Origin of the sequence: Streptomyces sp. CB01249 (assembly GCF_001905735.1) — a bacterium.
GTDB lineage: Bacteria > Actinomycetota > Actinomycetes > Streptomycetales > Streptomycetaceae > Streptomyces.
On record NZ_LISW01000001.1, the window covers coordinates 137614 to 162155 of the forward strand.

Sequence of the window (24542 nt, forward strand, 5' to 3'; positions counted from 1 at the left end):
CTCGTACGAAGCAGGAGAGCCCGATGACCGCATCCGTGCGGCAGGGACGTGCCGGCGCCGCGCTGTTCGACCCGAAGACGCTGCTCGCCGCGCTGCCCGAAGCACTGCGCAAGCTCCACCCCCGCGCGATGGCCGCCTCCCCGGTCATGTTCGTGGTCCTCGTGGGGTCCGTCTTCACCACCGTCCTCGCCGCCCTGGACCCCGGCGACTGGTTCGGCTGGGCGATCACCGGCTGGCTCTGGCTCACGACGGTCTTCGCCAACCTCGCGGAGGCGGTCGCCGAGGGCCGCGGCAAGGCCCAGGCGGACACCCTGCGCCGGGCGAAGACGGACACCGTCGCCCGCCGCCTCACCGGCGACCGCGAGGAGCGCGTCGCGGGCACCGACCTCCGCGTCGGCGACCTGGTCGTCTGCGAGGCGGGGGACATCGTCCCTGGCGACGGGGACGTCGTGGAGGGTGTCGCGGGCGTGGACGAGTCCGCCGTCACCGGCGAGTCCGCCCCGGTCATCCGCGAGTCGGGCGGCGACCGCAGTGCCGTCACCGGCGGTACGAAGGTGCTCTCCGACCGGATCGTCATCCGGATCACCACCAAGCCCGGAGAAACGTTCATCGACCGGATGATCGCCCTGGTCGAGGGCGCCGCCCGGCAGAAGACGCCCAACGAGATCGCCCTGAACATCCTCCTGGCGTCCCTCACGATCGTCTTCCTGCTCGCCGTCGTCACCCTCCAGCCCTTCGCCGTGTACGCGGGCGACGCGCAGTCCATGATCGTGCTCACCGCGCTCCTGGTCTGCCTCATCCCGACCACCATCGGCGCCCTGCTCTCCGCCATCGGCATCGCGGGCATGGACCGGCTCGTGCGGCGCAACGTGCTCGCGATGTCCGGGCGCGCCGTGGAGGCGGCCGGGGACGTCTCCACGCTGCTGCTCGACAAGACCGGGACCATCACCCTCGGCAACCGCCGCGCCACCGACCTGCTGCCCGTCGCCGGGGTCACCGGCGCGGAACTCGCGGACGCCGCGCAGCTCGCCTCGCTGGCCGACGAGACGCCCGAGGGCCGGTCCGTGGTCGTCCTCGCCAAGGAGCGGTACGGGCTGCGCGAACGCCACGCGGGCGAGCTGTCCGGCGCCACCTGGGTCGCCTTCACCGCCCGCACCCGCATGTCGGGCGTGGACGTGGACGGGCGCAAGGTCCGCAAGGGCGCCACCGGAGCCGTCGTCGCCTGGGTCAAGGAGCGCGGCGGCGGCGTCCCCGAGGAGGCGCGGACCCTCACCGACCGCATCGCCGCGGCCGGCGGCACCCCGCTCCTGGTGGCCGTGGAGGATGCGGACGGGGCGCGGGTCCTGGGCGTCGTCCACCTCAAGGACGTCGTCAAGGAGGGCATGCCGGAACGATTCGCCGAGCTGCGTCGCATGGGCATCCGTACCGTCATGATCACCGGCGACAACCCGCTGACCGCGAAGTCCATCGCCGAGGAGGCAGGGGTGGACGACTTCCTCGCCGAGGCCACGCCCGAGGACAAGATGGCCCTCATCAAGCGCGAGCAGGCCGGCGGCGGGCTCGTCGCGATGACCGGTGACGGCACCAACGACGCCCCGGCGCTCGCCCAGGCCGACGTCGGCGTCGCCATGAACACCGGGACCTCGGCCGCCAAGGAGGCCGGGAACATGGTCGACCTGGACTCCGACCCGACCAAGCTCATCGAGATCGTGGAGATCGGCAAGCAGCTGCTGATCACGCGCGGGGCGCTCACCACGTTCTCGCTGGCCAACGACGTGGCGAAGTACTTCGCGATCATCCCCGCGATGTTCGCCGCGCTCTACCCGGGCCTGGACCGGCTCAACATCATGGACCTGTCCTCACCGCGCACCGCGATCCTCTCCGCGGTGATCTTCAACGCGCTGATCATCGTCGCGCTCGTCCCGCTCGCCCTCAGGGGCGTCCGCTACCGGCCCGGCGGCGCCGCGTCCATGCTCCGCCGCAACCTCGCCGTCTACGGCATCGGCGGCCTGATCGCCCCCTTCGCCGGCATCAAGCTCATCGACCTGCTCCTCTCCCTCGTCCCCGGAATCGGCTGACCCGCCATGAACGCATCCGTACGCAACCCCGTCCGCCGCCTCTGGGCCGCCCTGCGCGCCCTGCTCGTCCTCACCCTGGTCTGCGGCGTCCTCTACCCGCTCGCGGTCACCGGCGCCGCCCAGCTGCTCATGCCCGGACGCGCCAACGGCTCCGAGGTCACCGAGAGCGGCAAGGTCGTCGGCTCCGCCCTCATCGGCCAGCGCTACGAGCTGCCGGGCGGGGCCCCGGACCTGAGGTGGTTCCAGCCGCGCCCCTCCGCAGGGCTCGGCACCAACAGCCTCAACACCCAGTACTCGCTGCTGGTCTCCGGCGCGTCCAACCTCGCCGGTGACAACCCGGAGCTGATCCACCGGGTCACCGACGCCAGGGCGGCCGTCGTCCGGGACAACTCCGTCCCCGGGCATCCGGTGGACCCCGCCTCGGTGCCGCCCGACGCGGTCACCTCCTCCGGCTCCGGACTCGACCCGGACATCTCGCCCGCGTACGCGGAGCTCCAGGTCCGCCGCGTCGCCGCACGCAACCACCTCGACGCCGGACAGGTCGCCGCGCTGGTGGAGCGGCACACCGAAGGCCGTGAACTCGGCTTCATCGGGGAACCGCGGGTCAACGTCCTCCGGCTCAACATCGCGCTGCGGCAGCTGGTGACCGCGGAGCACTGACGGGAGGGGCATTGCCCGGTCCCGTGCCACCTGCACATACTGGCGGCCGACAGGACCGAGGACCCACGGGGGAACGCCATGACCGAGAACACCGCCGAGACCAGCACCGGCGGGGGCCCCGGCACGGCCGTCGCCGACGCCCCCATGGTCCGCGTCGAGGACCTGCACCGCTCCTACGGCTCCGGCGCGGGAGCGGTGCACGCGCTGCGCGGCGTCTCCTTCGAGGTGCCGCGCGGCGAGCTCGTCGCCCTCAAGGGGCGCTCCGGCTCCGGCAAGACGACTCTGCTCAACCTCGTCGGCGGCCTCGACACCCCGGACGGCGGCCGGATCACCGTCGACGGCACCGACCTTTCCTCGCTCGGCGAGAACGGGCTCCTGGAGCTGCGCCGGGACCGGATCGGCTTCATCTTCCAGTCGTTCGGCCTGATTCCGATCCTCACCGCCGCCGAGAACGTGGGCGTGCCCTTGCGGCTGCGCAAGGCCGACCCCAAGGAGCGCGAGGAGCGGGTGTCGCTGCTGCTCTCCCTCGTCGGCCTCGCCGACCACGCCGCCCAGCGCCCCGGCGAGCTCTCCGGCGGCCAGCAGCAGCGCGTGGCCATCGCCCGCGCGCTCGCCAACCGGCCCGCCCTGCTGATCGCCGACGAGCCGACCGGACAGCTCGACGCCGAGACCGGCCTCGCGGTGATGGAGCTGCTGCGCGCCGTCGTGCACAGCGAGGGCGTCACCGCGCTCGTCGCCACCCACGACGCCCAGCTCCTCGGCCTCGCCGACCGGGTCCTCGAACTCAGCGACGGCGACATCATCGAGCACTGACCAGCGGCCGGGGGAGCGGTATCAGGGTTGCGTCAAATCCCGCCGCTTCCCCACCCCCCGTCCGATATGCCGGAAATTCACCAGGTACTTTCGAACCATGGCTGCCACGGCGGCAGCCGCCTGTTCCGGAAGACAATGGGGCCATGGCGCGCGGCAAACTTCGGATCTACCTCGGTGCGGCACCCGGCGTCGGCAAGACGTACGCGATGCTCGCCGAGGCGCACCGGCGCGTCGAACGCGGCACCGACTGCGTCGTCGGCTTCGTGGAGCACCACGACCGCCCGCGCACCGAGACCCTGCTGCACGGCCTCGAAGTCGTCCCGCGCCGCGAGATCGAGCACCGCTCGGCCGTCTTCACCGAGATGGACATCGACGCCGTCCTGGAGCGCGCCCCGGCCGTCGCCCTGGTGGACGAGCTGGCCCACACCAACGTGCCGGGCTCCCGCAACGCCAAGCGCTGGCAGGACGTCGAGGAACTGCTCCAGGCCGGCATCGACGTCGTCTCGACCGTCAACATCCAGCACCTGGAATCCCTCGGCGACGTGGTCGAGTCCATAACCGGCGTCCGCCAGCGCGAGACCGTGCCCGACGAGGTCGTCCGCCGGGCCGACCAGCTCGAACTGGTCGACATGTCGCCCCAGGCCCTGCGCCGCCGCATGGCCCACGGCAACATCTACAAGCCCGACCGGATCGACGCCTCCCTCTCCAACTACTTCCGCCCCGGCAACCTCACCGCCCTGCGCGAGCTGGCCCTCCTCTGGGTCGCCGACCGGGTGGACGAATACCTCCAGCAGTACCGGGGCGAGCACAACATCCGCACCACCTGGCAGGCCCGCGAACGCATCGTCGTCGGCCTCACCGGAGGTCCCGAGGGCCGCACCCTCATCCGCCGCGCCGCCCGGATGGCCGCCAAGGGCTCCGGCAGCGAGATCCTGGCCGTCTACATCGCCCGCAGCGACGGGCTCACCTCCGCCTCGCCCAAGGAGCTGGCCGTCCAGCGCACCCTCGTGGAGGACCTGGGCGGCACCTTCCACCACGTCATCGGCGACGACATACCCTCGGCGCTCCTGGAGTTCGCCCGGGGCGTCAACGCCACCCAGATCGTCCTCGGCTCCAGCCGCCGCAAGACCTGGCAGTACATCTACGGACCCGGCGTCGGCGCCACCGTCGCCCGCGAGTCCGGCACCGACCTCGACGTCCACATCGTCACCCACGACGAGGTCGCCAAGGGCCGGGGCCTGCCCATCGCCCGGGGCGCCCGCCTCGGCCGGGCCCGCATCATCTGGGGCTGGGCGGTCGGCGTCGGCGGCCCGGTCCTCCTCGCCGTGCTCCTCAAGGCCCTGGAATCCGGCCCCGGGCTCGCCAACGACGTCCTGCTCTTCCTCTTCATGACCGTCGCCGCCGCCCTGATCGGCGGCCTGCTGCCCGCCCTCGCCGCGGCCGCCGCCGGCTCCCTGCTCCTGAACTACTGGTTCACCCCGCCCACCCACACGCTCACCGTCCAGGACCCGGAGAACTTCGTCGCCATCGTGATCTTCTTCGCGGTGGCCGTCGCGGTGGCCTCCGTGGTGGACCTCGCGGCCCGCCGCACCCACCAGGCCGCCCGGCTGCGCGCGGAGTCCGAGATCCTGTCGTTCCTGGCCGGCAGTGTGCTGCGCGGCGAGACCACGCTCGCCGCCCTCCTGGACCGGGTCCGGGAGACCTTCGGCATGGGCTCCGTCGCCCTGCTGGAACGGCGCAGCGACGTCGACCCCTGGACCTGCGCCGGGAGCGTCGGCCCGGCCCCGGCCGCCCGGCCAGAGGACGCCGATGTGGACATGCCCGTCGGCGACCACATGGCCCTGGCCCTCACCGGCCGGGTGCTGCCCGCCGAGGACCGCCGGGTGCTCGGCGCCTTCGCCGCCCAGGCCGCCGTCGTCCTGGACCGCCAGCGACTGGTGGACGAGGCCGAGGAGGCCCGCAGACTCGCCGAGGGCAACCGCATCAGGACCGCGCTCCTGGCGGCCGTCAGCCACGACCTGCGCACCCCGCTCGCCGCGATCAAGGCCGCCGTCTCCTCCCTGCGCTCGGACGACGTCGCCTGGTCCGAGGACGACGAGGCCGAGCTCCTGGAGGGCATCGAGGCCGGCGCCGACCGCCTCGACCACCTCGTCGGCAACCTCCTGGACATGTCCCGCCTCCAGACCGGCACGGTCACCCCGCTCATCCGCGAGATCGACCTGGACGAGGTGGTCCCCATGGCCCTGGGCGGCGTCCCCGAGGACAGCGTCGACCTGGACATACCCGAGACGCTGCCCATGGTCGCCGTCGACCCCGGCCTGCTGGAGCGGGCCGTCGCCAACATCGTGGAGAACGCCGTGAAGTACAGCCCCGACGGCGACCGCGTCACCGTGGCGGCCAGCGCGCTCGGCGCCCGTGTCGAACTCCGGGTGACCGACCGCGGCCGGGGCGTCCCCGACGAGGGCAAGGAGCGCATCTTCGAGCCCTTCCAGCGGTACGGGGACGCCCCGCGCGGCGCCGGGGTCGGCCTCGGCCTCGCGGTGGCCCGGGGCTTCGCCGAGTCCATGGGCGGCACGCTGGACGCCGAGGACACCCCCGGCGGCGGCCTCACCATGGTCCTGACCCTCAGGGCGGCCCCCGGCCACGCCCCGGCCGCCCCCGGCCTTCCCGCCCGGATCACCTCGTGAACCGCCCGGAGCTGCCGGACCGCTCTGACGGCCCTGACCGCCCTGACCGCCCCGACCTCCGCGCACCGACGTACGCCCAGCAGAAAGGCAGGACCCCGATGACCCGGGTGCTTGTGGTCGACGACGAGCCGCAGATCGTACGCGCCCTCGTGATCAACCTGAAGGCGCGCAAGTACGAGGTGGACGCCGCGCCCGACGGGGCCACCGCCCTCCAGCTCGCCGCCACCCGCCACCCGGACGTCGTCGTCCTCGACCTCGGGCTGCCCGACATGGACGGCGTCGACGTGATCCGCGGCCTGCGCGGCTGGACCCGGGTTCCGATCCTGGTCCTCTCGGCCCGCCACACCTCCGACGAGAAGGTCGAGGCGCTGGACGCGGGGGCCGACGACTACGTGACCAAGCCCTTCGGCATGGACGAGCTGCTGGCCCGGCTGCGGGCCGCGGTGCGCCGGGCCGAGCCGGTCGGCCAGGACGGGGGCGACCAGGTCGTCGTCGTGGAGACCGAGGGCTTCACCGTCGACCTCGCCGCGAAGAAGGTCCACCGCGACGGCCGCGACGTACGGCTCACGCCGACCGAGTGGCACCTGCTGGAGGTCCTGGTCCGCAACGGCGGCCGGCTCGTCAGCCAGCGCCAGCTGCTCCAGGAGGTCTGGGGGCCCTCGTACGGCACCGAGACCAACTACCTGCGCGTCTACATGGCCCAGCTCCGGCGGAAGCTGGAGGCGGACCCGTCCCACCCCCGCCACTTCGTCACCGAACCCGGCATGGGTTACCGCTTCGAGCGCGCCTGAAACCGGCGTACGGGCGCGCACGCGTCCTCCGTACGGGTGAGACGGCGGCCACCCGCCATGACCTCGCGGGACCGGTACCCTTCGGGTATGAGTGCTGTTCCTCGATCCGAGAAGCTCCACAAGGGCGACCGGCCCTCCGGGCGCTTCCGGCGCATGCTCGACCGGCTTTCCAGCTCCCAGGAGGACCTGGAGTGCGAGGAGCTGGAGGAGGACTCGCAGGCATCGGGGTGCACCCGGATCTCCGAATGCACCGACCGCCAGATCGTGAAGGTCACTGGTACCTTGCGGACGGTCACCCTGCGGCCGCGCGCCGGAGTGCCCGCCCTGGAGGCGGAGCTCTTCGACGGCACCGCACCGCTCGACGTGGTCTGGCTCGGCCGCCGCTCCATCCAGGGCATAGAACCGGGCCGCAAGCTCATCGCCTCCGGCCGGATCGCCATGAGCCACGGCCGCCGGGTGCTGTTCAACCCCAAATACGAACTCCGACCGCTCGGCAAGGAGTAGCCGGTGACGTCTCTCGACAAGCCGACGTCCGACACGGACCGCACCACCGACCAGCAGGAGGCCGCCGACAGCAGGGCGGTCACCGAGGCCGCGCTCTTCGAAGCCTTCGGCGGCGTGAGGGGCATGGTGGAGACGGTCCTGCCCGGGCTGCTCTTCGTCACGATCTTCACGATCAACAAGAACCTCACCTACTCGGCCATCGCGGCCCTGGCGGTGTCGCTCGCGCTCGTGGTTGTCCGGCTGATCCGCAAGGACACCGTCAAGCACGCCTTCAGCGGTGTCTTCGGTGTGGCCTTCGGCGTGGTCTTCGCCAAGATGACGGGCAACGCCAAGGACTTCTACCTCCCGGGCATGCTCTACACCCTGGGCCTCGCCCTGGCCTATCTGGTCACCGCCGTCGCCGGCCTGCCGCTGATCGGCCTGATCCTGGGCCCGGTGTTCAAGGAGAACCTCTCCTGGCGCACCCGTAACCCCGGCCGCAAGAAGGCGTACACCAAGGCCAGCTACGCCTGGGGGCTGATCCTGCTCGCCAAGTGCGCGATCCTCTTCCCGCTGTACTGGTGGGCCGACACCACCCAGTTCGGCTGGGTGCTGGTCGCGCTGAAGATCCCGCCGTTCCTGCTGGCGGTCTACCTGACCTGGGTCTTCCTCGCCAAGGCCCCGCCACCGATCGACGTCTTCGCCGAGATGGAGGCGGAGGAGGAGGCCGAGAAGGCCCGCAAGACGGCCGCCGCCGAAGCGGCCAGGGGCCAGGAGTTCTGAGCCGTACGAGAGGGGGCCCCGTCACCAGCCGGTGACGGGGCCCCCTCTCCGTATGCCTTACGCCTCCGAGTCGCCCCGGCGCACCGACAGCAGGTCCTCCAGCTGCTCCTCGCGCGCCTGCGCGGCCACGAACAGCAGCTCGTCACCGGCCTCCAGGCTCTCCTCCGGGCTCGGCGTCAGCACTCGCTGGCCCCGGATGATCGTCACCAGCGAGGTGTCCTCCGGCCAGGCGACCTCCCCGACCTGGGTCCCCGCCAGCGCCGACTCCGGCGGCAGCGTCAGCTCCACCAGGTTCGCGTCACCGTGGCTGAAGCGCAGCAGCCGGACCAGATCGCCGACGCTCACCGCCTCCTCGACCAGCGCCGACATCAGACGCGGCGTGGACACCGCCACATCGACGCCCCACGACTCGTTGAACAGCCACTCGTTCTTCGGGTTGTTCACCCGGGCGACGACCCTCGGCACGCCGTACTCGGTCTTCGCCAGCAGCGAGACGACCAGGTTCACCTTGTCGTCGCCCGTCGCCGCGATCACGACGTTGCAGCGCTGCAGCGCCGCCTCGTCCAGCGACGTGATCTCACAGGCGTCCGCGAGCAGCCACTCGGCCATCGGCACCCGCTCCACCGAGATGGCGGTCGGCGCCTTGTCCACGAGCAGCACCTCGTGCCCGTTCTCCAGCAGCTCGCCCGCGATGGAACGCCCCACCGCACCGGCCCCGGCAATCGCGACACGCATCAGTGACCGCCCTCCTCGGGGCCCTCGGCGAAGGCCGCCTCGACCTTCGCGATCTCGTCCGTACGCATCATCACGTGGACGAGGTCGCCCTCCTGGAGCACCGTCTGCGACGACGGCAGAATCGCTTCGCCCAACCGGGTGAGGAACGCGACGCGCACGCCCGTCTCTTCCTGGAGCGTGCTGATCTTGTGGCCGATCCAGGACGGCGTGGTGTGCACCTCCGCGAGCTGCACCCCGCCGCTCGGGTCGCGCCACAGCGGCTCCGCCCCCGACGGCAGCAGCCGGCGCAGCATCTGGTCCGCCGTCCACCGCACGGTCGCGACCGTCGGGATGCCCAGCCGCTGGTACACCTCGGCGCGCCGGGGGTCGTAGATCCGGGCTGCGACGTTCTCGATGCCGAACATCTCGCGGGCCACCCGGGCCGCAATGATGTTGGAGTTGTCGCCGGAGCTCACCGCCGCGAACGCGCCGGCCTCCTCGATCCCCGATTCGCGCAGCGTGTCCTGGTCGAAACCGACCCCGGTGACGCGACGGCCGCCGAACCCGGAGCCGAGGCGCCGGAACGCCGTGGGGTCCTGGTCGATGACGGCGACCGTGTGCCCCTGCTGCTCCAGGGTCTGCGCGAGAGCGGCTCCCACTCGCCCGCAGCCCATGATGACGATGTGCACCTTGCGCCTACCTCGCAGTCCTGGTCGTCCGGCTGACCTGCGAAAACACCCTGCTCACACTCTTTCCTCGGCTGGCCGGGCAAACAACGGGGCAACGGTGTGTCCCGTCGCCCGGTTACGAGCTTATGCGGCGCGGGTCGCGTCGCCTCATCCGAGTGTGCGCATCGCGGCGCGGGAGTGGCAAAGACGACGTGCCCGGGGCGCTTTCCGGCGGCGTGGCGCAAGGATTGCGTTAAGGATTCCGTGGCGTTTCCGGCCGAGTGCAGGACATTGGCGGGCCACGCCGTTACAGCGGGGGCGGGCCCCATACGGAACCCTTACGATCCTCTGCGTGTCCAAACTGACCGACGTGCCCAAACGGATCCTGATCGGGCGGGCCCTGCGCAGCGACAAGCTGGGGGAGACGCTCCTCCCCAAGCGCATCGCGCTTCCCGTCTTCGCATCCGACCCGCTGTCCTCGGTGGCGTACGCACCCGGAGAAGTCCTCCTCGTGCTGTCCATCGCGGGTGTGTCGGCGTACCACTTCAGTCCCTGGATCGCGGTCGCGGTCGTGGTCCTGATGTTCACGGTCGTCGCCTCCTACCGGCAGAACGTCCACGCCTACCCGAGCGGCGGCGGCGACTACGAGGTCGCCACCACCAACCTCGGCCCCAAGGCCGGGCTGACCGTCGCCAGCGCGCTGCTGGTCGACTACGTCCTGACCGTGGCCGTGTCGATCGCCTCCGGCGTGGAGAACCTGGGCTCCGCGATCCCCTTCGTGGTCGAGCACAAGACGGGGTGCGCGGTCGCCGCCATCGTCCTGCTGACCCTGATGAACCTGCGCGGCGTCAAGGAGTCCGGGAAGCTCTTCGCCATCCCCACGTACCTCTTCGTGGCCGGCGTCTTCATCATGATCATCTGGGGCGCCTTCCGCGGGCTCGTCCTCGGCGACACGATGCACGCCCCGACCTCCGCGTACACGATCAGGCCCGAGCACCAGGGGCTGGCCGGCTTCGCGCTCGTCTTCCTGCTGCTGCGCGCCTTCTCCTCCGGCTGTGCGGCGCTCACCGGTGTCGAGGCGATCAGCAACGGCGTGCCCGCGTTCCGCAAGCCGAAGAGCAAGAACGCCGCGACCACGCTCGCGATGATGGGCCTGCTCGCCGTCACCATGTTCTGCGGCATCATCGGGCTGGCCATGGCCACCGACGTCAAGATGGCGGAGAACCCGGCGAAGGACCTGATCAGCAACGGCCGCCCGGTCGGCTCCGGCTTCACCCAGGACCCGGTCATCTCGCAGGTCGCGGCCGCGGTCTTCGGCGACGGCACGTTCTTCTTCGTGATCCTCGCCGCCGCCACCGCCCTCGTGCTCTTCCTGGCCGCGAACACCGCGTACAACGGCTTCCCGCTGCTCGGCTCGATCCTGGCCCAGGACCGCTACCTGCCCCGCCAGCTGCACACCCGCGGCGACCGGCTCGCCTTCTCCAACGGCATCGTGCTGCTGGCCGGCGCCGCGATCCTGCTGGTCGTGATCTACGGGGCCGACTCGACCCGGCTCATCCAGCTGTACATCGTCGGCGTGTTCGTCTCCTTCACGCTGAGCCAGACCGGCATGGTCCGGCACTGGAACCGCCATCTGGCCGTCGAGAAGGACCCGGCCAAGCGCCGCCACATGATCCGCTCCCGGGCGATCAACACCTTCGGCGCGTTCTTCACGGGCCTGGTGCTCGTCGTCGTCCTCGCCACGAAGTTCACCCACGGCGCCTGGGTGGCGCTCCTCGGGATGGTCATCTTCTTCGGCACGATGACCGCGATCCGCAAGCACTACGACCGGGTCGCCGAGGAGATCGCCGCCGACGAGACCGCCCCGGACGAGTCGATCCGCCCCTCCCGGGTCCACTCGATCGTCCTGGTCTCCAAGCTCCACCGCCCCACCCTGCGCGCCCTCGCCTACGCCAAGCTGATCCGCACGGACCACCTGGAGGCGCTCTCCATCAGCGTGGACCCGGCCGAGACGAAGGCCCTCAGGGAGGACTGGGAGCGGCGCGGCATCAACGTACCGCTGAAGATCCTCGACTCCCCGTACCGCGAGGTGACCCGCCCGGTCATCGAGTACGTCAAGAGCCTGCGCCGGGAGAGCCCGCGCGACGTCGTGAGCGTCTACATCCCGGAGTACGTCGTCGGGCACTGGTACGAGCACCTGCTGCACAACCAGAGCGCCCTGAGGCTCAAGGGCCGGCTGCTCTTCACGCCCGGTGTGATGGTCACCTCGGTCCCGTACCAGCTGGAATCCTCCGAGGCCGCGAAGAAGCGCGCCCGCAGGCGTGCCGACTGGAGCGCTCCGGGTTCGGTGCGCCGGGGCCCGGTGGAGCGCAGGCAGAAGGAACCGACGCCGAAGGGCTGAGGCGGGGGACCGCCGCGTGTGGTCGGCGGCCGGGCGACACCGACGTAGACTCGTAGGTTGTTGTCCGGCCGCCGGCCGTCCCCTTCCCTCCCTGGAGCCCGCCCCTCATGCAGAACGAATCCACGTCGCCGCAGACCGGGGAGACACAGCCGGAGTCGCTGGTCGGGCGGGAGTACGAGGTCGAGGTCGGCCCGGTCGCGCACGGCGGCCACTGCATCGCCCGCACGGACGAGGGCCGGGTGCTGTTCGTACGCCACACCCTGCCGGGCGAGAAGGTCGTCGCGCGGATCACCGACGGCGCCGAGGACTCGCGCTTCCTGCGCGCGGACGCGGTGGAGATCATCGAGGCGTCCAAGGACCGGGTACCGGCCCCCTGCCCGTTCGCCGGTCCCGGCAAGTGCGGCGGCTGCGACTGGCAGCACGCCAAGCCGGGCGCCCAGCGCCGCCTGAAGGGCGAGGTCATCGCCGAACAGCTCCAGCGCCTCGCGGGCCTCACGCCGGAGGAGGCGGGCTGGGACGGCACGGTCATGCCGGCCGAGGGCGACAAGCTCCCCGCGGGCGAGGTCCCGGCCTGGCGGACCCGGGTCCAGTACGCGATCGACGAGGACGGCCGCGTCGGCCTGCGCAAGCACCGCTCGCACGACATCGAGATCATCGATCACTGCATGATCGCCGCGCCCGGGGTCTCCGAGCTGGGCGTCGAGCAGCAGGACTGGCCCCAGATGGCCACGGTGGAGGCCATCGCCGCCACCGGCTCCCACGACCGCCAGGTCATCCTGACGCCCCGCCCGGGCGGCCGGCTGCCCCTGGTCGAGCTCGACAAGCCGGTCTCCGTCCTCCGCGTGGACGAACGCGACGGCGGCGTGCACCGGGTCCACGGCCGCGGCTTCGTCCGCGAGCGCGCCGACGACCGCACGTACCGCGTCGGCTCCGGCGGCTTCTGGCAGGTCCACCCGCAGGCCGCGAACACCCTGGTCCGCGCGGTCATGCAGGGCCTGCTGCCTCGTAAGAACGACACGGCCCTCGACCTCTACTGCGGCGTCGGCCTCTTCGCCGGTGCCATCGGCCAGCGCATCGGCGAGAAGGGCGCGGTCCTGGGCATCGAGTCCGGCAAGCGCGCGGTCGAGGACGCCCGCCACAACCTGGCGGACCTGGACCGCGTCCGCATCGAACACGGCAAGGTCGACCAGGTCCTGCCCCGCACGGGCATCACCGAATGCGACCTCATCGTCCTGGACCCGCCCCGCGCGGGCGCCGGCCGCGCCACGGTGAAGCAGCTCGTCGCCCTGGGCGCCCGCCGCATCGCCTACGTGGCCTGCGACCCGGCAGCGTTGGCCCGGGACCTGGGGTACTTCCGGGACGGGGGGTACCGGGTGCGGACGTTGCGGGCGTTCGATCTGTTTCCGATGACCCACCACGTGGAGTGCGTGGCGATTCTGGAGCCGGTGAAGTAAGGGCTCTGACCTGCAAGTCTGCGGATGTGCTTGTGGTGCGGTGTGGGCGCCATAGGTGATATCTCGAGCGCGGAATGCGGGCCGCTCCGCAGCGCTGGAATGTGTGGCTGTCTCCGGTAGCGGAACGGCCGACTTCCGGCGAGCAGTAGTCAGTCCGCGCTGTGGAAAGACAGTTCGTGAAGCGGGCCACGGACGGCGGTGAGTGGTGCCAGGGCCTGAGGCCGGGTACCAGAATGGGCCGCAGGCGAGTTCGCCAATGCAGCTGCGCAGGAAGTCAGCGATCAAGAGACGGCCGTCCGCCATCCTATGGTTGAGCCACTCGATGCCAGGCCCGCCCGAGGTAGGGATGGTGGCGATGAGTGGCCGGGGCTGTCGCAGGGCCACGCCCGTACCTTCATGCGTGGGTAAAACTGTGAACAAAGTCAACATGCGTTAGCCTGACTCGGGATCGGGAAGGCGCGAGGGGCCGCCTGCTCAAGTGCTCCCGGAAGCCGGCACTCCCGTTCCCGTCCGGCCGACGCCTCTGGAGAATCGATGAACTCGCCCCCCGCCGTACCGGTGACTCTGGCCGAGATCGCTCGGCTCGCGGGAGTGGGACGAGCCGCTGTGAGCAACTGGCGCCGCCGGCACGACACGTTCCCGCCACGAATCGGGGGCACCGACGCGAGCCCGCACTTTTCCCTGACGGACATCGAAATGTGGCTCAGGGACAACGGGAAGCGGGGGAAGGGTAGGAGTCGCGAGTGGCTCTGGCCCCGGTTCGAGGCCTTGGGCGACCGTGACGAGACCGGGCTCGCCATTGCCGCGGTGGGACGACTGCTCGCCGGCGAGCAGAATGACGGCGACGGATCCGGCGGTGCCGCGCCGGCACCGGGGCCGGTGCGGGCCGCTGTGGAGCTGGGGCGGCGCGAGGGTTCGTCCGAGGTCCTCATGTTTCTCTTGCGCCGCTGGCTGGACACGCACGTACGCCAGATCCCCACCACCCCCGAGCCGCTGGCCGATCTCATGGCCGATCTGGCCCTGCGAACGTGTAAGCCGTTCGTCGGCGGGCACCCCGACGATCCCCTCAGGGTGCTCGACCCGGCGTGCGGAGTGGGCAATCTCCTGGCCGCCGCGGCGACAGCCGTTCCGACCGAGCTGAACCGGCCCGCCGCGCTTCTCGGCTGCGATCGCGATCCGGTGCTCACTGCTCTTGCCGACGTGCGACTCGCCCTGCTGCCGGGCCCCGAGACCCGAGGGCTCGCACCCGTGATGACGCCGGGAGACTCCCTCCGCGCGGATCCCCTGATCGGTACGCAGGCGGACATGGTGCTCTGCAACCCGCCGGCCAACGAGCGGGACTGGGGGTACGAGGATCTTGCCGCGGACACCCGGTGGGCGCACGGCACCCCGCCCCGCACTGAGCCCGAACTCGCTTGGGTGCAGCACTGCCTGTCCCGGCTTCGCCCCGGCGGCAGCGCGGTCCTGTTGCTGCCACCGACCGTGGCCGCGCGCAAGGCCGGACGGCGAATCCGCAGATCGCTGCTGCGGACCGGTGCTTTGCGGGCCGTGGTGGCGCTTCCGCCCGGATCCGCCGCGCCACACAGTCTCTCTCTGCACCTGTGGGTGCTGCGGCGGCCCGCTCCGGGGGAAGGTCCGCAGGGACCGGGAGAGTTCTTGTTCGTCGACGCCGCCGCCCGTTTTCCCCGGTCCACCGCTCGGGACAGCGGTCCTGACTGGGGTGAACTCGGGGCCTTCATCCGGTCCGTCGTCGGCGCGGCCGGGGGGGCAAGGCGTGGGCGGGCGACCGAGGAATCCGGCGCGATCGTGTGGGCCGCGACTGTCCCCGTCATCGACCTCCTCGACGACGAGGTGGACCTCACCCCTGGTCGCCATACCACGTCGGCTTCGGGGCATGCCGGACCCCGGCTCGCGGCTGGCTGGAGGGAGGTCGGCGAATTGCTCGATGGTCTCCGGGCTGAAAGCGCCTCTCTGGCAGCCCTCGAGCTCGCTCTCGGTAGGGAGGGCCAGCCGAGTGCGACCGTCGCCGAACTTGCCCGGGCGGAGGCGCTTACTTTGCGCTCGGGCCGCCTTCCGGATGAAGCGGTTGTACCGGAGCCCGGGCGCGCGAGAGTTCCGCTACTGACCATCTCCGATCTGCTGCTGGACGTATCCCCCAGCGGATGGGCGTATCCGGACGACGCCGTCGTTGTGGAACCCGGAGACGTGGTGGTCGTCGGTGTGGCCAGGGAGTTCTCGGCCTGGGTGCATGAAGGCCCGCCGATGGCGGTGGGTTCGCAGATCCATGCACTCCGGGTCGATCCGGATGTACTCGACCCTTGGTTCGTGGCGGGTTCGCTCAAGGCACCGACCAACGCCCGCCACGCTGGCACCCACGCGTCAAGTTCATCCCGGATCGACGTGCGCCGCCTCCAGGTGCGCCGGATCGAGCTGCCGGAACAGCAGCGATACAGCGAGGCTTTCCGGCACTTGGCAGCCTTTGAGAGACTGGCCGATCGCTTGCGGATCGTTGCCAAGGCGGTGGGGCAGGACCTCAGCGACGAACTTGCGGCGGGACACCTGGCGTAGGGGCATCGACCCGGCCCCGCGGGCGGAGGCCTGCCAGGGAATGCTCGTCCGGGTGCGTGGCCCGGCCCGTGATGTCATTCCCGCTCGGGCTTCGCAGTGGGATCCAGCCTGCCATCCCGTTCGGCGAGCAGTTCGGAGATGCGATCCGCTACCTCGCGGCGCTCCGCCTCTACCCGGCCGGCGTACGGCTCGGGCAGTGCCGCTGCCACGTATCCGGCCTCGGCCACCACCTCGACGGTCGCCTCGATGTCCCCCTCGGACTCCAGTCGGCACCAGGCCGCGCGCAGACCGAGCATCGTCCGGTCGGCCCGCCCCTGAGGCCCCCCTCCGCGTACCAGCTCGTCCGCGATGCCCTCGTAGAGCTGTGCGGCCGCATCGAAGTCTCCCGCGAGCCAGAACCCCCCAGCGGTCAGTTCCCAGACCCTCCGGACCAGCGGGCGGCGTCCCCACTCCTCGCGAACACGAGATGCGAGCCCGGCAAGTTCGCTCACCGCGCCCCCTGGTCCTCCCTCTGTCAACTCCTGTTCGGCTGCCGTGCAGAGCAGCGTGACCACGTCCGGGTCCAGCCACCCCCCATGCTCGTCGCCTTCGATGCTCCTGGTGGTCTCCTGCTGGGGCGATTCTTCTTTCTCCACGGTGGTCTCGATGAACCGGAAGGGGCGTGTGGGGTCGTGCAGGATCTGTGGAAGGGGCTCGGGGTCACCGGGCCGGGGGGTGAACTTGACCAGAACATCGAGGATTTCCCTCATGGTCGGGCGCTGTTCCGGCTTCTTGGAGAGCCCCCAGAGCACCAGCTTGTCCAAGGCATCCGGGATTCCCGCCGCGAGGTCGCCCGGGCGTAAGGGCATCTCGCGCAGGTGCTGGCGCTCCACCGATCCGTCACGGTTGTTGGTGATGAACGGAGGCCTTCCGGTGAGGAGTTCGTAGAGGACGCAGCAGAACGAGTAGACGTCTGAAGCTGCGGTGACCTCCTCGCCCTGAATCTGTTCCGGCGCCTGATAACCCCGCGTGCCGAGGGTTGAACCCGGTTGGGTGAGAGTTGACTCGATTGCGAGATCCTTGCCGATGCCGAAATCGATCACGAACCCCACACCCCGTTCGGAGATCATCGTGTTGTCCGGCTTCAGATCTCGGTGAAGCACACGGAGCTCATGGGCGTGCACGAAGGCGGCGGCGATCTGCGCGGCGGCGGAGATGGCGACGAGAGGCGCGAGCGGTGCGTACTGGTTGAGGAAGGCGCGCAGATTGATTCCCACCACGTAGGACATGACCAGGTAGGGCACACCGTGATGTGTTCCGAAGGCGTACTGCGCGGGGATGTTGGGGTGTCGCAGGCGTGCGAGGAGTTGTGCCTCGCGATAGAACCTGAGGCGCCGGAAGTGGAGTTCATCCTCCTGGTCCCGGGCGTCGAGTTGGAGGAGATCTTCGGAGTCCAGGCGCAGAAACTTCACGGCGACCTGTCGACCGGTTGTCCGGTCGCGGGCCCGCCAGATCTGGGCCATTGCTCCCTTGCCGGCCAGGTCGACCAGTTCGTAACGCTCGTCGATCAACTCCCCTGCCCGTACGTCCTCCCAGTCCGCTTCCACCCTCTGCGCCCCTCTGTAGTCGACCCGAATGCCTCGTCAGAAGGCGCAGCGTACCGTGTACTTGCCGGGATGCATGACACGCAACGACATAGTTCACAACCTGTGCCATGCTGTTTGGTGTTTCGGTGGCCCGGGTTTCTCGGTTCACCCCGTACGTGCCGCCCTGAGCAGGGGGAACCATGGAGAATCCGCTCGGAACCACCGGCGAGAGCTGGCTGGTCAAGGTCAGTACGACCCACGCCCGAACCGACCCCCACGCCTGCCCGTCTCATCTGAGCACCGCAGTGCGGCCCCTGCTCGGCGCGGAGGCCCCGGGTGCCGCCGGTGTGCCACGTGTACCCCTGATGGGTGAACGGCCCAAACTCCTGGAGGACTTCGGTGCCGGTCCTCTCTTTGCCGCGCTGGACCTATGGGAGCACGAGCGCTGGCAACCCGGCCGGGTAGTCGACGAATTGAGCCAGACATCTGGCGTGTTCCGTGGGCGCAGCGCGCCTGCGCATCCCTCTCTCATTGCCTGGACCATCCATGCGTTCGAACGGTATGTCGCCGCCCGAATGCGGGAGCAGCGCGTCGCACAAGCCGCCGGGTTGCCCCCTACCGCCCCCGTACGGCTGGACTGGACCGTGCGTACCGCGCTTCGACAGCGTTCCGACGCCCGGGGCGCCCGGCAGTACGAGCACAGGACCTGGGGCCGCCAGTACGCTTCGGCGGACGGCGCGGTGAGGGATCTGTGGATCCCCTCCTTCGGTCGTGCGAAGCCCGATCGAGCGGCGGCGGAGAAGGCTGCGATTGCCTATGTCGTCGCACATGGCCTGCCCGCCCGGAGGCGTCCTCGTCAGGCTCGCCCGCCGGAGACCTCCCTGGTGAACCCCACGCCACCGGAGCGAGTGCGGGTCTTCGACTTCGGCTGTGCGGACGGCAGTGTCACCCGCCTGCTCGACTGGGGGCCGGATACCGTGCGCGAGCGGTTCGGGCGGGATGCCGCCCCCGCCTTCGCCGCCGTCGCCGCCGGCACCGAAGTGCGCCCGGGCGGCAGTTGTGTCGACTGCAAGGTCATCGGGCAGTGCGCCGAACTGCCGCGTACTCCGCGTTTGTGGGGGCCGTTTCGGGGCGCCACGCCGTTCCATGCCAGGCGCCGCTCCATCTCCGCCTGGGACCTACGACTTCATGGAGACTGCCCCGCCCAATACCACCTCGTGCGTCGGCTGTATCTCAACGACCTGACTCCGGAGAACCCTGGGGCGCGCCGGGGTCGGGTGGTGGACGCCGTCCTGAACGCGCGGCACGAGCGGCCTCTCCCCGGCGGCTGCAGGGAACTTCCCCAGGCGCACGAGGGCATGCTGCCCCCGGGGCACTCGTTGGAGGAACCGCTGGCCCAGAGCGCTCTGCGGATGTTGGATGAACACCGAGCGCTCTGTCCGCTGGACGGGCTGGCGCGGGACGAGAAGGTGCTTCCGCAGCACCGGGTCACGGCATACGTCCCCGAGCTGGACGTTGTCGTCCACGCTGTGCCGGATCTGCTCCATACCCGGCGGGGGCGGTGGATCTGGCGGGAGACCAAGACCGCCGCCGCACCCCTGTGGGAAGGTCGCCCGCTGCTGCGATCCTTCCCTCAACTTGCTCTGGCTGTGCTGCTGTTTGACAAGGGTGCGGTGGGGGGAGGGTCGCGCCGCGGTCGTGTCGAGTTGGAGCATCTACGGGAGTACGCGGGGGCAAGTCGTCTCGAAGCCATCGACCCCAGCCGCCGCGCGACGGTGGCGGAGGCACGTGAGGTGATCGCGGATCTCGCCGAACCTCTGCTCCGGGACACCTCGTACGAGCCTCGCACCGGTCGCCACTGCCGCTCCTGCCAAGTGCGTACCTGGTGCGCCCCCGGCACCGCGTTCGTCTCCGCCTCCCTGCCGGTCTCCGCCCCCGACGCCAGGCCGGGATCGGTCGAGCCGGCGTGAGTGAAGATGCCGGGCCGATTCCGGACTGGCTGGAGAACCCCGACGTGGTCCTTCTCCGCGACGTCGCCACGGCCGTTGCGCGATTGGACGAGGTCGGCCAGCTGGAATCCTTCGCCCTTCCGTACCCTCCTGACGCTCAGCGCGCCTTGGACCGAGTGGTCCTCGCCTGTCTGCGCAGCGGGGCGCAGCCACCCACGGGGGTGCCGGAGATGATCGGGTGGTGCCGGACCCGCCCCTTGCGGAGCTGGCCCCTGGACGCGCTGCCTCTGGATCTCTTCAGGGGGGACAACCGGCTCGTCGACCCGCACTCCGGGAGGCCGACACAGCTCTGCGGCGAGCTCGAGGTCGAAGGGTTCGGGAACAGCACCGGCCGCCAGTACGCCCAGCTGGTGATCGGCGAAGCCATGAACGCCTGCCGTGCGGCGAACGTGCCCGAGTCGTACACGGCGTTCCGGCGGCTGTTGGTCACCCGGCCCTTGCTGACCGAGGCGGAGTGGCCCGACGTCAGCACGGACCTCTACCTCGAACCGGTCCAGTTCCTTGTCGACGAGGTCTACGCGCCTGTGCCGGCGGGCTATGACAGGGACGGTGTCAGCCTTGCTTGCGACCGCTGCCTCACACTACTCGTCCCCTTGGTTGATGGCGGCTGGTGGTGCGAACGTGAACACTGCCGGCGCCTAGGTTCTCCTCCCCCCGGCCGGCGACTGCCCGCTGATGAGGTGGGGGGACTGTGGCAGCTCCGGCGCCCGCTCCGGCAGTTCGTCACCGGGCCTGGACACGCCGAGGTGGATCTGGAGAGGAAGCTGCGCCGTATCGGCCTCGCCGTCGAGATGTGGCCAGGCTATGACGCGTACGACCTGAGGATCACCTTTCCCGACGGCCACATCTGGGCAATCGACGTGAAGGACTGGACCCATCCGGGGTTTCTGGGCCGGGCCGCCGACACCGTACGCCCCGAGCCGCCGTACGACGAGGCGTGCTGGGCCGTGCCGCGATTCCGGGTCCGCGAGCGCGGCGACTACCTGGAGACCTTCGCCCGGGAGCGCCCCGCCCACGTGGCCGGGCTGCGCCTGCTCACCGACGACCAGGTGGTCGCGGCCGCCCGGAAACGCCTGCGCGGCGAACGAGGTCCGGACGCACACATTGCACCGGGGCCGCATAGGAGGGAGGGGGCGGATCGTGCGTGACCGCAGCGTCTGGTATCAGGGGCTGGTCAAGGACCTGAGACCGTGGCCGACGGAGTACCGCGGCATCAAACCCGCTCTGCTCTGCCAGGTCGAACTGGGCCTGCGACTGTTGGAGAGGCTGGAGCCCGGACGGGCAGCGGACGGAGTCTGGGCGCTCCTCGGCGGCTACCCCTTCGCCTCCGCCGCCGGGCTGGCGAGAACCCCCGAAGATCAGCTCGCCATGACGGCGGCCCGCCACCTCCTGTGGCCCATGAGACGACGGCGCCTGTGGCAACAGAGCCTGGAAAGCTATCGGCAGCTTCCCGAGCAGCTGCGCGGCTACCGGGTCCCGGCCGGTGGCGGACCCGCACGCCGGGTCGCGCACCCGGTGGCCGCCCATCGCTTCGATGTCTATGACAGTGCGCTCGGACGGGTCCCGGGCTTTGCGACGAATCCGCTTCCGTACGCGAGGGAGGGGACACACCGTTTCAACGAGCATCGCCGTTATTCCTCCGTCACCATCCCCTCGGAGTTCGTGTTCGATCCCCCGCCGGGGCACGACCTCGCCGCTCCCCGTCCCCGCCCCGGCGGCCTCATCGAGGTTCCCCTGGCCGAACTCGAGGAGACCGCGAGGTGGATGGAGACGCGGCAGCTCCAGCTAGGTAGGCCGTCCGGCCAATGGTGTGAGCGGCTGGCCAGCCTCGAATTGGACGTTCGTACGGCAGACGGAAAGGACTTCGAGAAGGCAGAGGTGCTCGTCTTGGACGGGCTGAGGCACTTGGTGGGCATGGTCGGGGCCGGGAAGTCGACCCTCATGATCCTGCTCGCGGTCTGGGCGCACCAGCGGAATCTGCGCACCACGCTGGTGGTCGGCGACGTCGCTGAGCAGCTCAGCCAGACCCAGCTTCTTCAGGGGCTCGGTCTGCGGGTGGCGCTCGTCCAAGGCGCCACCACCCGGCCCAAGCACACCCAGCGCCTGCACCGGCGGCTCGCCGCACGCGGCAAGCGCTCGCTGCTGGACCACACCGATCCGGCCTTCGCCCACTTGAGCACGGCCTGTCCGCTCGACGCGCTGCGGGCCCTGGAAGTCGACGCGCCGCTGCGCTTCGCCGATGCGCCCTGCGGTTCCTTGTATCCGGTGGACCGTCGTGCGGACGAACCCGACCAGGAGGAGAACGCACGCTCGCGTGCCGCCCGTGTCACCCGGGAACTCCGGTACGCCCGAGGGGTCGGCCCGGTCGGGGCCGATGGCGGTCCCGAGTCCGGTGATGTTGAGGAAAGGGAGGACCCGGGGAAGCGGCACGCCTGCTCGCTGTGGAGCGTCTGCCCCCGTCATTCCTCCTCGCGCGACCTCGTCGACGCGCTCATCTGGGTCGCCAACCCGGCGAGCTTGGTCCAGACTTCCGTGCCGCGTCAGCTCAACGCCGAGCGCCTGCGGTATCTGGAACTCGCCTGCCTGCGCAGCGACATCATCGTCGTGGACGAAGCTGACCGCGTTCAGATGCAGCTCGATCAGATGTTCGCCCCCACGGCCACGCTGGTCACCACAGGCCCTGAATCGTGGCTCGACCGGCTCCAGACCCATGAGATCGCCGAACTCTCCCGGCAGGGCCGGCTGCAACTCTCCGATCAGGATGTCGAACGTTGGTCGGCCGCCCTGGACGTCGTCGGATCCGCCGCCGATCGGCTCTACGCCATGCTCATCGACACCCCGGCCCTGCGGAACTGGGCACAGATCGACTACTTCAGCCCATGGACACTTCAGGAGCGCCTTCTCAGCGCCTGGTTTCCGCAGCACCAACCGGCCGTCGAGGACGACGACGCGTTGGACGAAGCCGCACTCTACGACGACGAGGAGGCCCTGCACGGTCCTTCCGAGCACACACCCGTTGTGGAGGACACTCCCTGGGCCGCTCGCCGGGACCGGCTCACCAAGATCTTCGACGTCTTCCGTGACGACCCGCTCGGTGATGGTGGGCCGTATGGCACCTTCGCCGACGACCTGGCGAGGCTGGCCCACGACGTCCTGCACACGCTTCAGGAGAAGCGGACGCGTGGGCGCGTGCGAGTTCTGCTCGATGCCCTTCTCGACGGTGCGCCCAGGCCCTTCGAGCGACCGCCGCTTTTCAGCGAGGCACCACGGAACGAATCCGAGTTCACCGAGGAGTGGCTCGAACTTCAGGCGGAGAGGCTGGAGTTCACCCTGGTACTCGCGGCCCTGAACCAGCGGCTCGAACGCGTGACCTTCCTTTGGCCGCAGGTCGAGGCAGCCCTCCGGCTCGACCCCGGAGAACACGAGCTGACCAGGCGCCCGCCCCTGGACTACGCACCCCTGCTGCCCGAGTCCCCCATGGGCAATGTGCTTGGCTTTCAGTTCCTGCTCGACGAGCGCGACAGCCGGGACGGACGGCGCACGGGCACCCTTCGCTTCTTCCGGTGCGCCGGGGTGGGCCGCGAACTTCTCCTCTCTCTGCCCAGGCTGGGCGCTGACGCCAACCGGGGCACGACGGGCCCGAACGTCCTGCTCATGTCCGGGACCAGTTGGGCGGGAACCTCCACCCGGGCCCACGTGGTCGCACCCGTCCAGGCAGTGCTCAAACCACAGCCGGAGGCACTGCGCTCGATCGGTGAGTCGCTGTTCCGCACCGAGTTCATGTACGACGACGCCGGGCAGCCCATCCGTATCTCCGGGCAGAACCCGGAGACGCGAGAGGCAGTCCTGCGCCTGCTCGTGGAGAAGCTGGCACGCCCCCCTCGGGACCGCACGCGTAGTCCCCTTCAACGAGAACTGGCGCAGATTCCCGATCCGCGTCGTCGACGAGCCCTTCTGCTCGTGGGCAGCTACCGGGAGGCCGCGCTGGTGGCCGCGACTCTCTCGGAGATGTCCGCCTGGCGGGAACGCGTACGGGTGCTCGCCGCGGACGACGCCGCGCTGGAGGCATCCCTCGCCGCGGAGGCGAGTTCCGTGGGAGCGTACACGGCGACCGCCGTGCGCCGGGGCGATCTGGCCGATTTCGCGACCGACAAGAGTGCCCAGATCCTGGTCGCGCCCCTGCTCGCGGTCGAACGCGGACACAACATCCTCACCCCCTTCCAGAGCCCCGGCGAGGAGCGAGTGGCCGCGTTCGGCACCGTGTTCTTCCTCGTTCGCCCCCACCCCCGCCCGGATGACCTCTTCCTCTCCGTCTTCGCCATCAACGACTGGGCGGCGCGGTTCGTCCGCGACCACCCAGGGCTGGCGGAGGGTACATTCACCGGACTGGTCGGCGACGGTGCAGATCTCGACGGAGCGGGCAGCGCCTTCCGTACGGTCGCGCGTGGGGTGTGGCGCCGTCTGCTCTCCCGCTCCTACATGTACTCCAGACTCTCCGACCCTGAGAAGGAGTCGTTCGCCTGGGACCAGCTAGTCACCCTCTGGCAGGTGATCGGCCGCCTGGTCCGCGGCGGTGTTCCCGCCAGAGTCGTCTTCGTCGACGCGGCGTTCGCCCCCCGGCTCGCGGCGGCCGGTGCCCGCGCGACCGACCAGCGACGACCGCGCTGGCAGAACGATCCCGGCTTGCTGGTCCACCTGCGCGACGTGCTGGCCCCCTACTTCGCCGAAGACCCCGGACCCTGCGCCGACCCGGCCGATCCATCCCTGGTCAGGCTGCTCTACCGGCCTCTGTACAACGCGCTGTGCGGGATCGACACCTCGCCGCCCAGAGACCGCTGACCCACGCCGGACAGACACCGGCTCCTATT

General features: G+C 70.4%; 16 protein-coding genes. 13 read left to right on the plus strand and 3 right to left on the minus strand.

The window, feature by feature from the left end:
• The first annotated feature begins 23 nt into the window (after nucleotides 1-23).
• From kdpB to AMK18_RS00610, 7 genes are all read left to right on the plus strand, one after another.
• Nucleotides 24-2078, plus strand: coding sequence for a potassium-transporting ATPase subunit KdpB (kdpB, locus tag AMK18_RS00580; protein WP_073861217.1), 2055 nt, complete (start codon nucleotides 24-26; stop codon nucleotides 2076-2078).
• A gap of 6 nt (nucleotides 2079-2084) precedes the next feature.
• Nucleotides 2085-2738: a potassium-transporting ATPase subunit KdpC gene (gene kdpC / locus AMK18_RS00585; protein ID WP_018105397.1), complete on the plus strand. Its 654-nt coding sequence runs from the start codon at nucleotides 2085-2087 to the stop codon at nucleotides 2736-2738.
• Between the two features lie 78 nt (nucleotides 2739-2816).
• Nucleotides 2817-3551, plus strand: a complete 735-nt coding sequence (locus AMK18_RS00590; protein WP_073861218.1) for an ABC transporter ATP-binding protein — start codon at nucleotides 2817-2819, stop codon at nucleotides 3549-3551.
• A 143-nt stretch (nucleotides 3552-3694) separates the two neighbouring features.
• Entirely contained in the window at nucleotides 3695-6238 is a 2544-nt protein-coding gene (locus AMK18_RS00595) for a sensor histidine kinase (protein WP_018105399.1), read from the plus strand.
• Between the two features lie 98 nt (nucleotides 6239-6336).
• Nucleotides 6337-7029, plus strand: a complete 693-nt coding sequence (locus tag AMK18_RS00600; RefSeq protein WP_018105400.1) for a response regulator — start codon at nucleotides 6337-6339, stop codon at nucleotides 7027-7029.
• An 87-nt stretch (nucleotides 7030-7116) separates the two neighbouring features.
• Nucleotides 7117-7533 (plus strand): OB-fold nucleic acid binding domain-containing protein, encoded by a 417-nt coding sequence (locus AMK18_RS00605; RefSeq protein ID WP_073861219.1) that lies wholly within the window; start codon nucleotides 7117-7119, stop codon nucleotides 7531-7533.
• A gap of 3 nt (nucleotides 7534-7536) precedes the next feature.
• The gene (locus tag AMK18_RS00610; protein ID WP_018105402.1) at nucleotides 7537-8295 is read left to right on the plus strand and encodes a DUF3159 domain-containing protein; all 759 of its coding nucleotides are present in this window, start codon (nucleotides 7537-7539) and stop codon (nucleotides 8293-8295) included.
• Nucleotides 8296-8352: 57 nt separating this feature from the next.
• Here the strand turns inward: AMK18_RS00610 and AMK18_RS00615 are convergent, their stop codons facing one another.
• Nucleotides 8353-9030 (minus strand): potassium channel family protein, encoded by a 678-nt coding sequence (locus AMK18_RS00615; RefSeq protein WP_018105403.1) that lies wholly within the window; start codon nucleotides 9028-9030, stop codon nucleotides 8353-8355.
• Nucleotides 9030-9698: a potassium channel family protein gene (locus AMK18_RS00620; protein WP_018105404.1), complete on the minus strand. Its 669-nt coding sequence runs from the start codon at nucleotides 9696-9698 to the stop codon at nucleotides 9030-9032. The genes AMK18_RS00615 and AMK18_RS00620 overlap by 1 nt, the downstream gene beginning before the upstream one ends.
• Before the next feature lie 331 nt (nucleotides 9699-10029).
• Here AMK18_RS00620 and AMK18_RS00625 point away from each other — a divergent pair, with 331 nt between their 5' ends.
• The 3 genes from AMK18_RS00625 (at nucleotide 10030) to AMK18_RS00635 (ending at nucleotide 16100) form a co-directional block, all read left to right on the plus strand.
• A complete protein-coding gene (locus AMK18_RS00625) occupies nucleotides 10030-12078 on the plus strand; it encodes an APC family permease (RefSeq protein ID WP_073861220.1) in 2049 nt (682 codons plus the stop codon).
• A gap of 107 nt (nucleotides 12079-12185) precedes the next feature.
• A complete protein-coding gene (locus tag AMK18_RS00630; protein WP_073861221.1) occupies nucleotides 12186-13532 on the plus strand; it encodes a class I SAM-dependent RNA methyltransferase in 1347 nt (448 codons plus the stop codon).
• A gap of 606 nt (nucleotides 13533-14138) precedes the next feature.
• Nucleotides 14139-16100 carry an N-6 DNA methylase gene (locus tag AMK18_RS00635; RefSeq protein WP_338014058.1) on the plus strand — a complete coding sequence of 654 codons (1962 nt, stop codon included), beginning with the start codon at nucleotides 14139-14141 and terminating at the stop codon, nucleotides 16098-16100.
• A 74-nt stretch (nucleotides 16101-16174) separates the two neighbouring features.
• Here AMK18_RS00635 and AMK18_RS00640 read toward each other — a convergent pair whose 3' ends face one another.
• A complete protein-coding gene (locus AMK18_RS00640; RefSeq protein WP_073861223.1) occupies nucleotides 16175-17686 on the minus strand; it encodes a serine/threonine-protein kinase in 1512 nt (503 codons plus the stop codon).
• 179 nt (nucleotides 17687-17865) lie between these two features.
• On the opposite strand from AMK18_RS00640, the gene AMK18_RS34130 reads away from it, so the two are divergent.
• The 3 genes from AMK18_RS34130 to AMK18_RS00655 are packed head-to-tail and all read left to right on the plus strand — an operon-like array spanning nucleotide 17866 to nucleotide 24513.
• Entirely contained in the window at nucleotides 17866-19635 is a 1770-nt protein-coding gene (locus AMK18_RS34130; protein WP_079199199.1) for a PD-(D/E)XK nuclease family protein, read from the plus strand.
• Nucleotides 19632-20822, plus strand: coding sequence for a restriction endonuclease-related protein (locus AMK18_RS00650; protein WP_198956923.1), 1191 nt, complete (start codon nucleotides 19632-19634; stop codon nucleotides 20820-20822). The genes AMK18_RS34130 and AMK18_RS00650 overlap by 4 nt, the downstream gene beginning before the upstream one ends.
• Nucleotides 20815-24513, plus strand: coding sequence for a hypothetical protein (locus tag AMK18_RS00655; RefSeq protein ID WP_073861225.1), 3699 nt, complete (start codon nucleotides 20815-20817; stop codon nucleotides 24511-24513). Before AMK18_RS00650 ends, AMK18_RS00655 begins: the two co-directional genes overlap by 8 nt.
• The last annotated feature ends 29 nt before the right edge of the window (nucleotides 24514-24542 follow it).

Coding starts and splice junctions, on each gene's coding strand:
- AMK18_RS00630 (WP_073861221.1), top strand. CDS start 12,186: ATGCAGAACGAATCCACGTCGCCGCAGACCGGGGAGACACAGCCGGAG.
- kdpC (WP_018105397.1), top strand. CDS start 2,085: ATGAACGCATCCGTACGCAACCCCGTCCGCCGCCTCTGGGCCGCCCTG.
- AMK18_RS00600 (WP_018105400.1), top strand. CDS start 6,337: ATGACCCGGGTGCTTGTGGTCGACGACGAGCCGCAGATCGTACGCGCC.
- AMK18_RS34130 (WP_079199199.1), top strand. CDS start 17,866: ATGGAGAATCCGCTCGGAACCACCGGCGAGAGCTGGCTGGTCAAGGTC.
- AMK18_RS00595 (WP_018105399.1), top strand. CDS start 3,695: ATGGCGCGCGGCAAACTTCGGATCTACCTCGGTGCGGCACCCGGCGTC.
- AMK18_RS00605 (WP_073861219.1), top strand. CDS start 7,117: ATGAGTGCTGTTCCTCGATCCGAGAAGCTCCACAAGGGCGACCGGCCC.
- AMK18_RS00590 (WP_073861218.1), top strand. CDS start 2,817: ATGACCGAGAACACCGCCGAGACCAGCACCGGCGGGGGCCCCGGCACG.
- AMK18_RS00615 (WP_018105403.1), bottom strand. CDS start 9,030: ATGCGTGTCGCGATTGCCGGGGCCGGTGCGGTGGGGCGTTCCATCGCG.
- kdpB (WP_073861217.1), top strand. CDS start 24: ATGACCGCATCCGTGCGGCAGGGACGTGCCGGCGCCGCGCTGTTCGAC.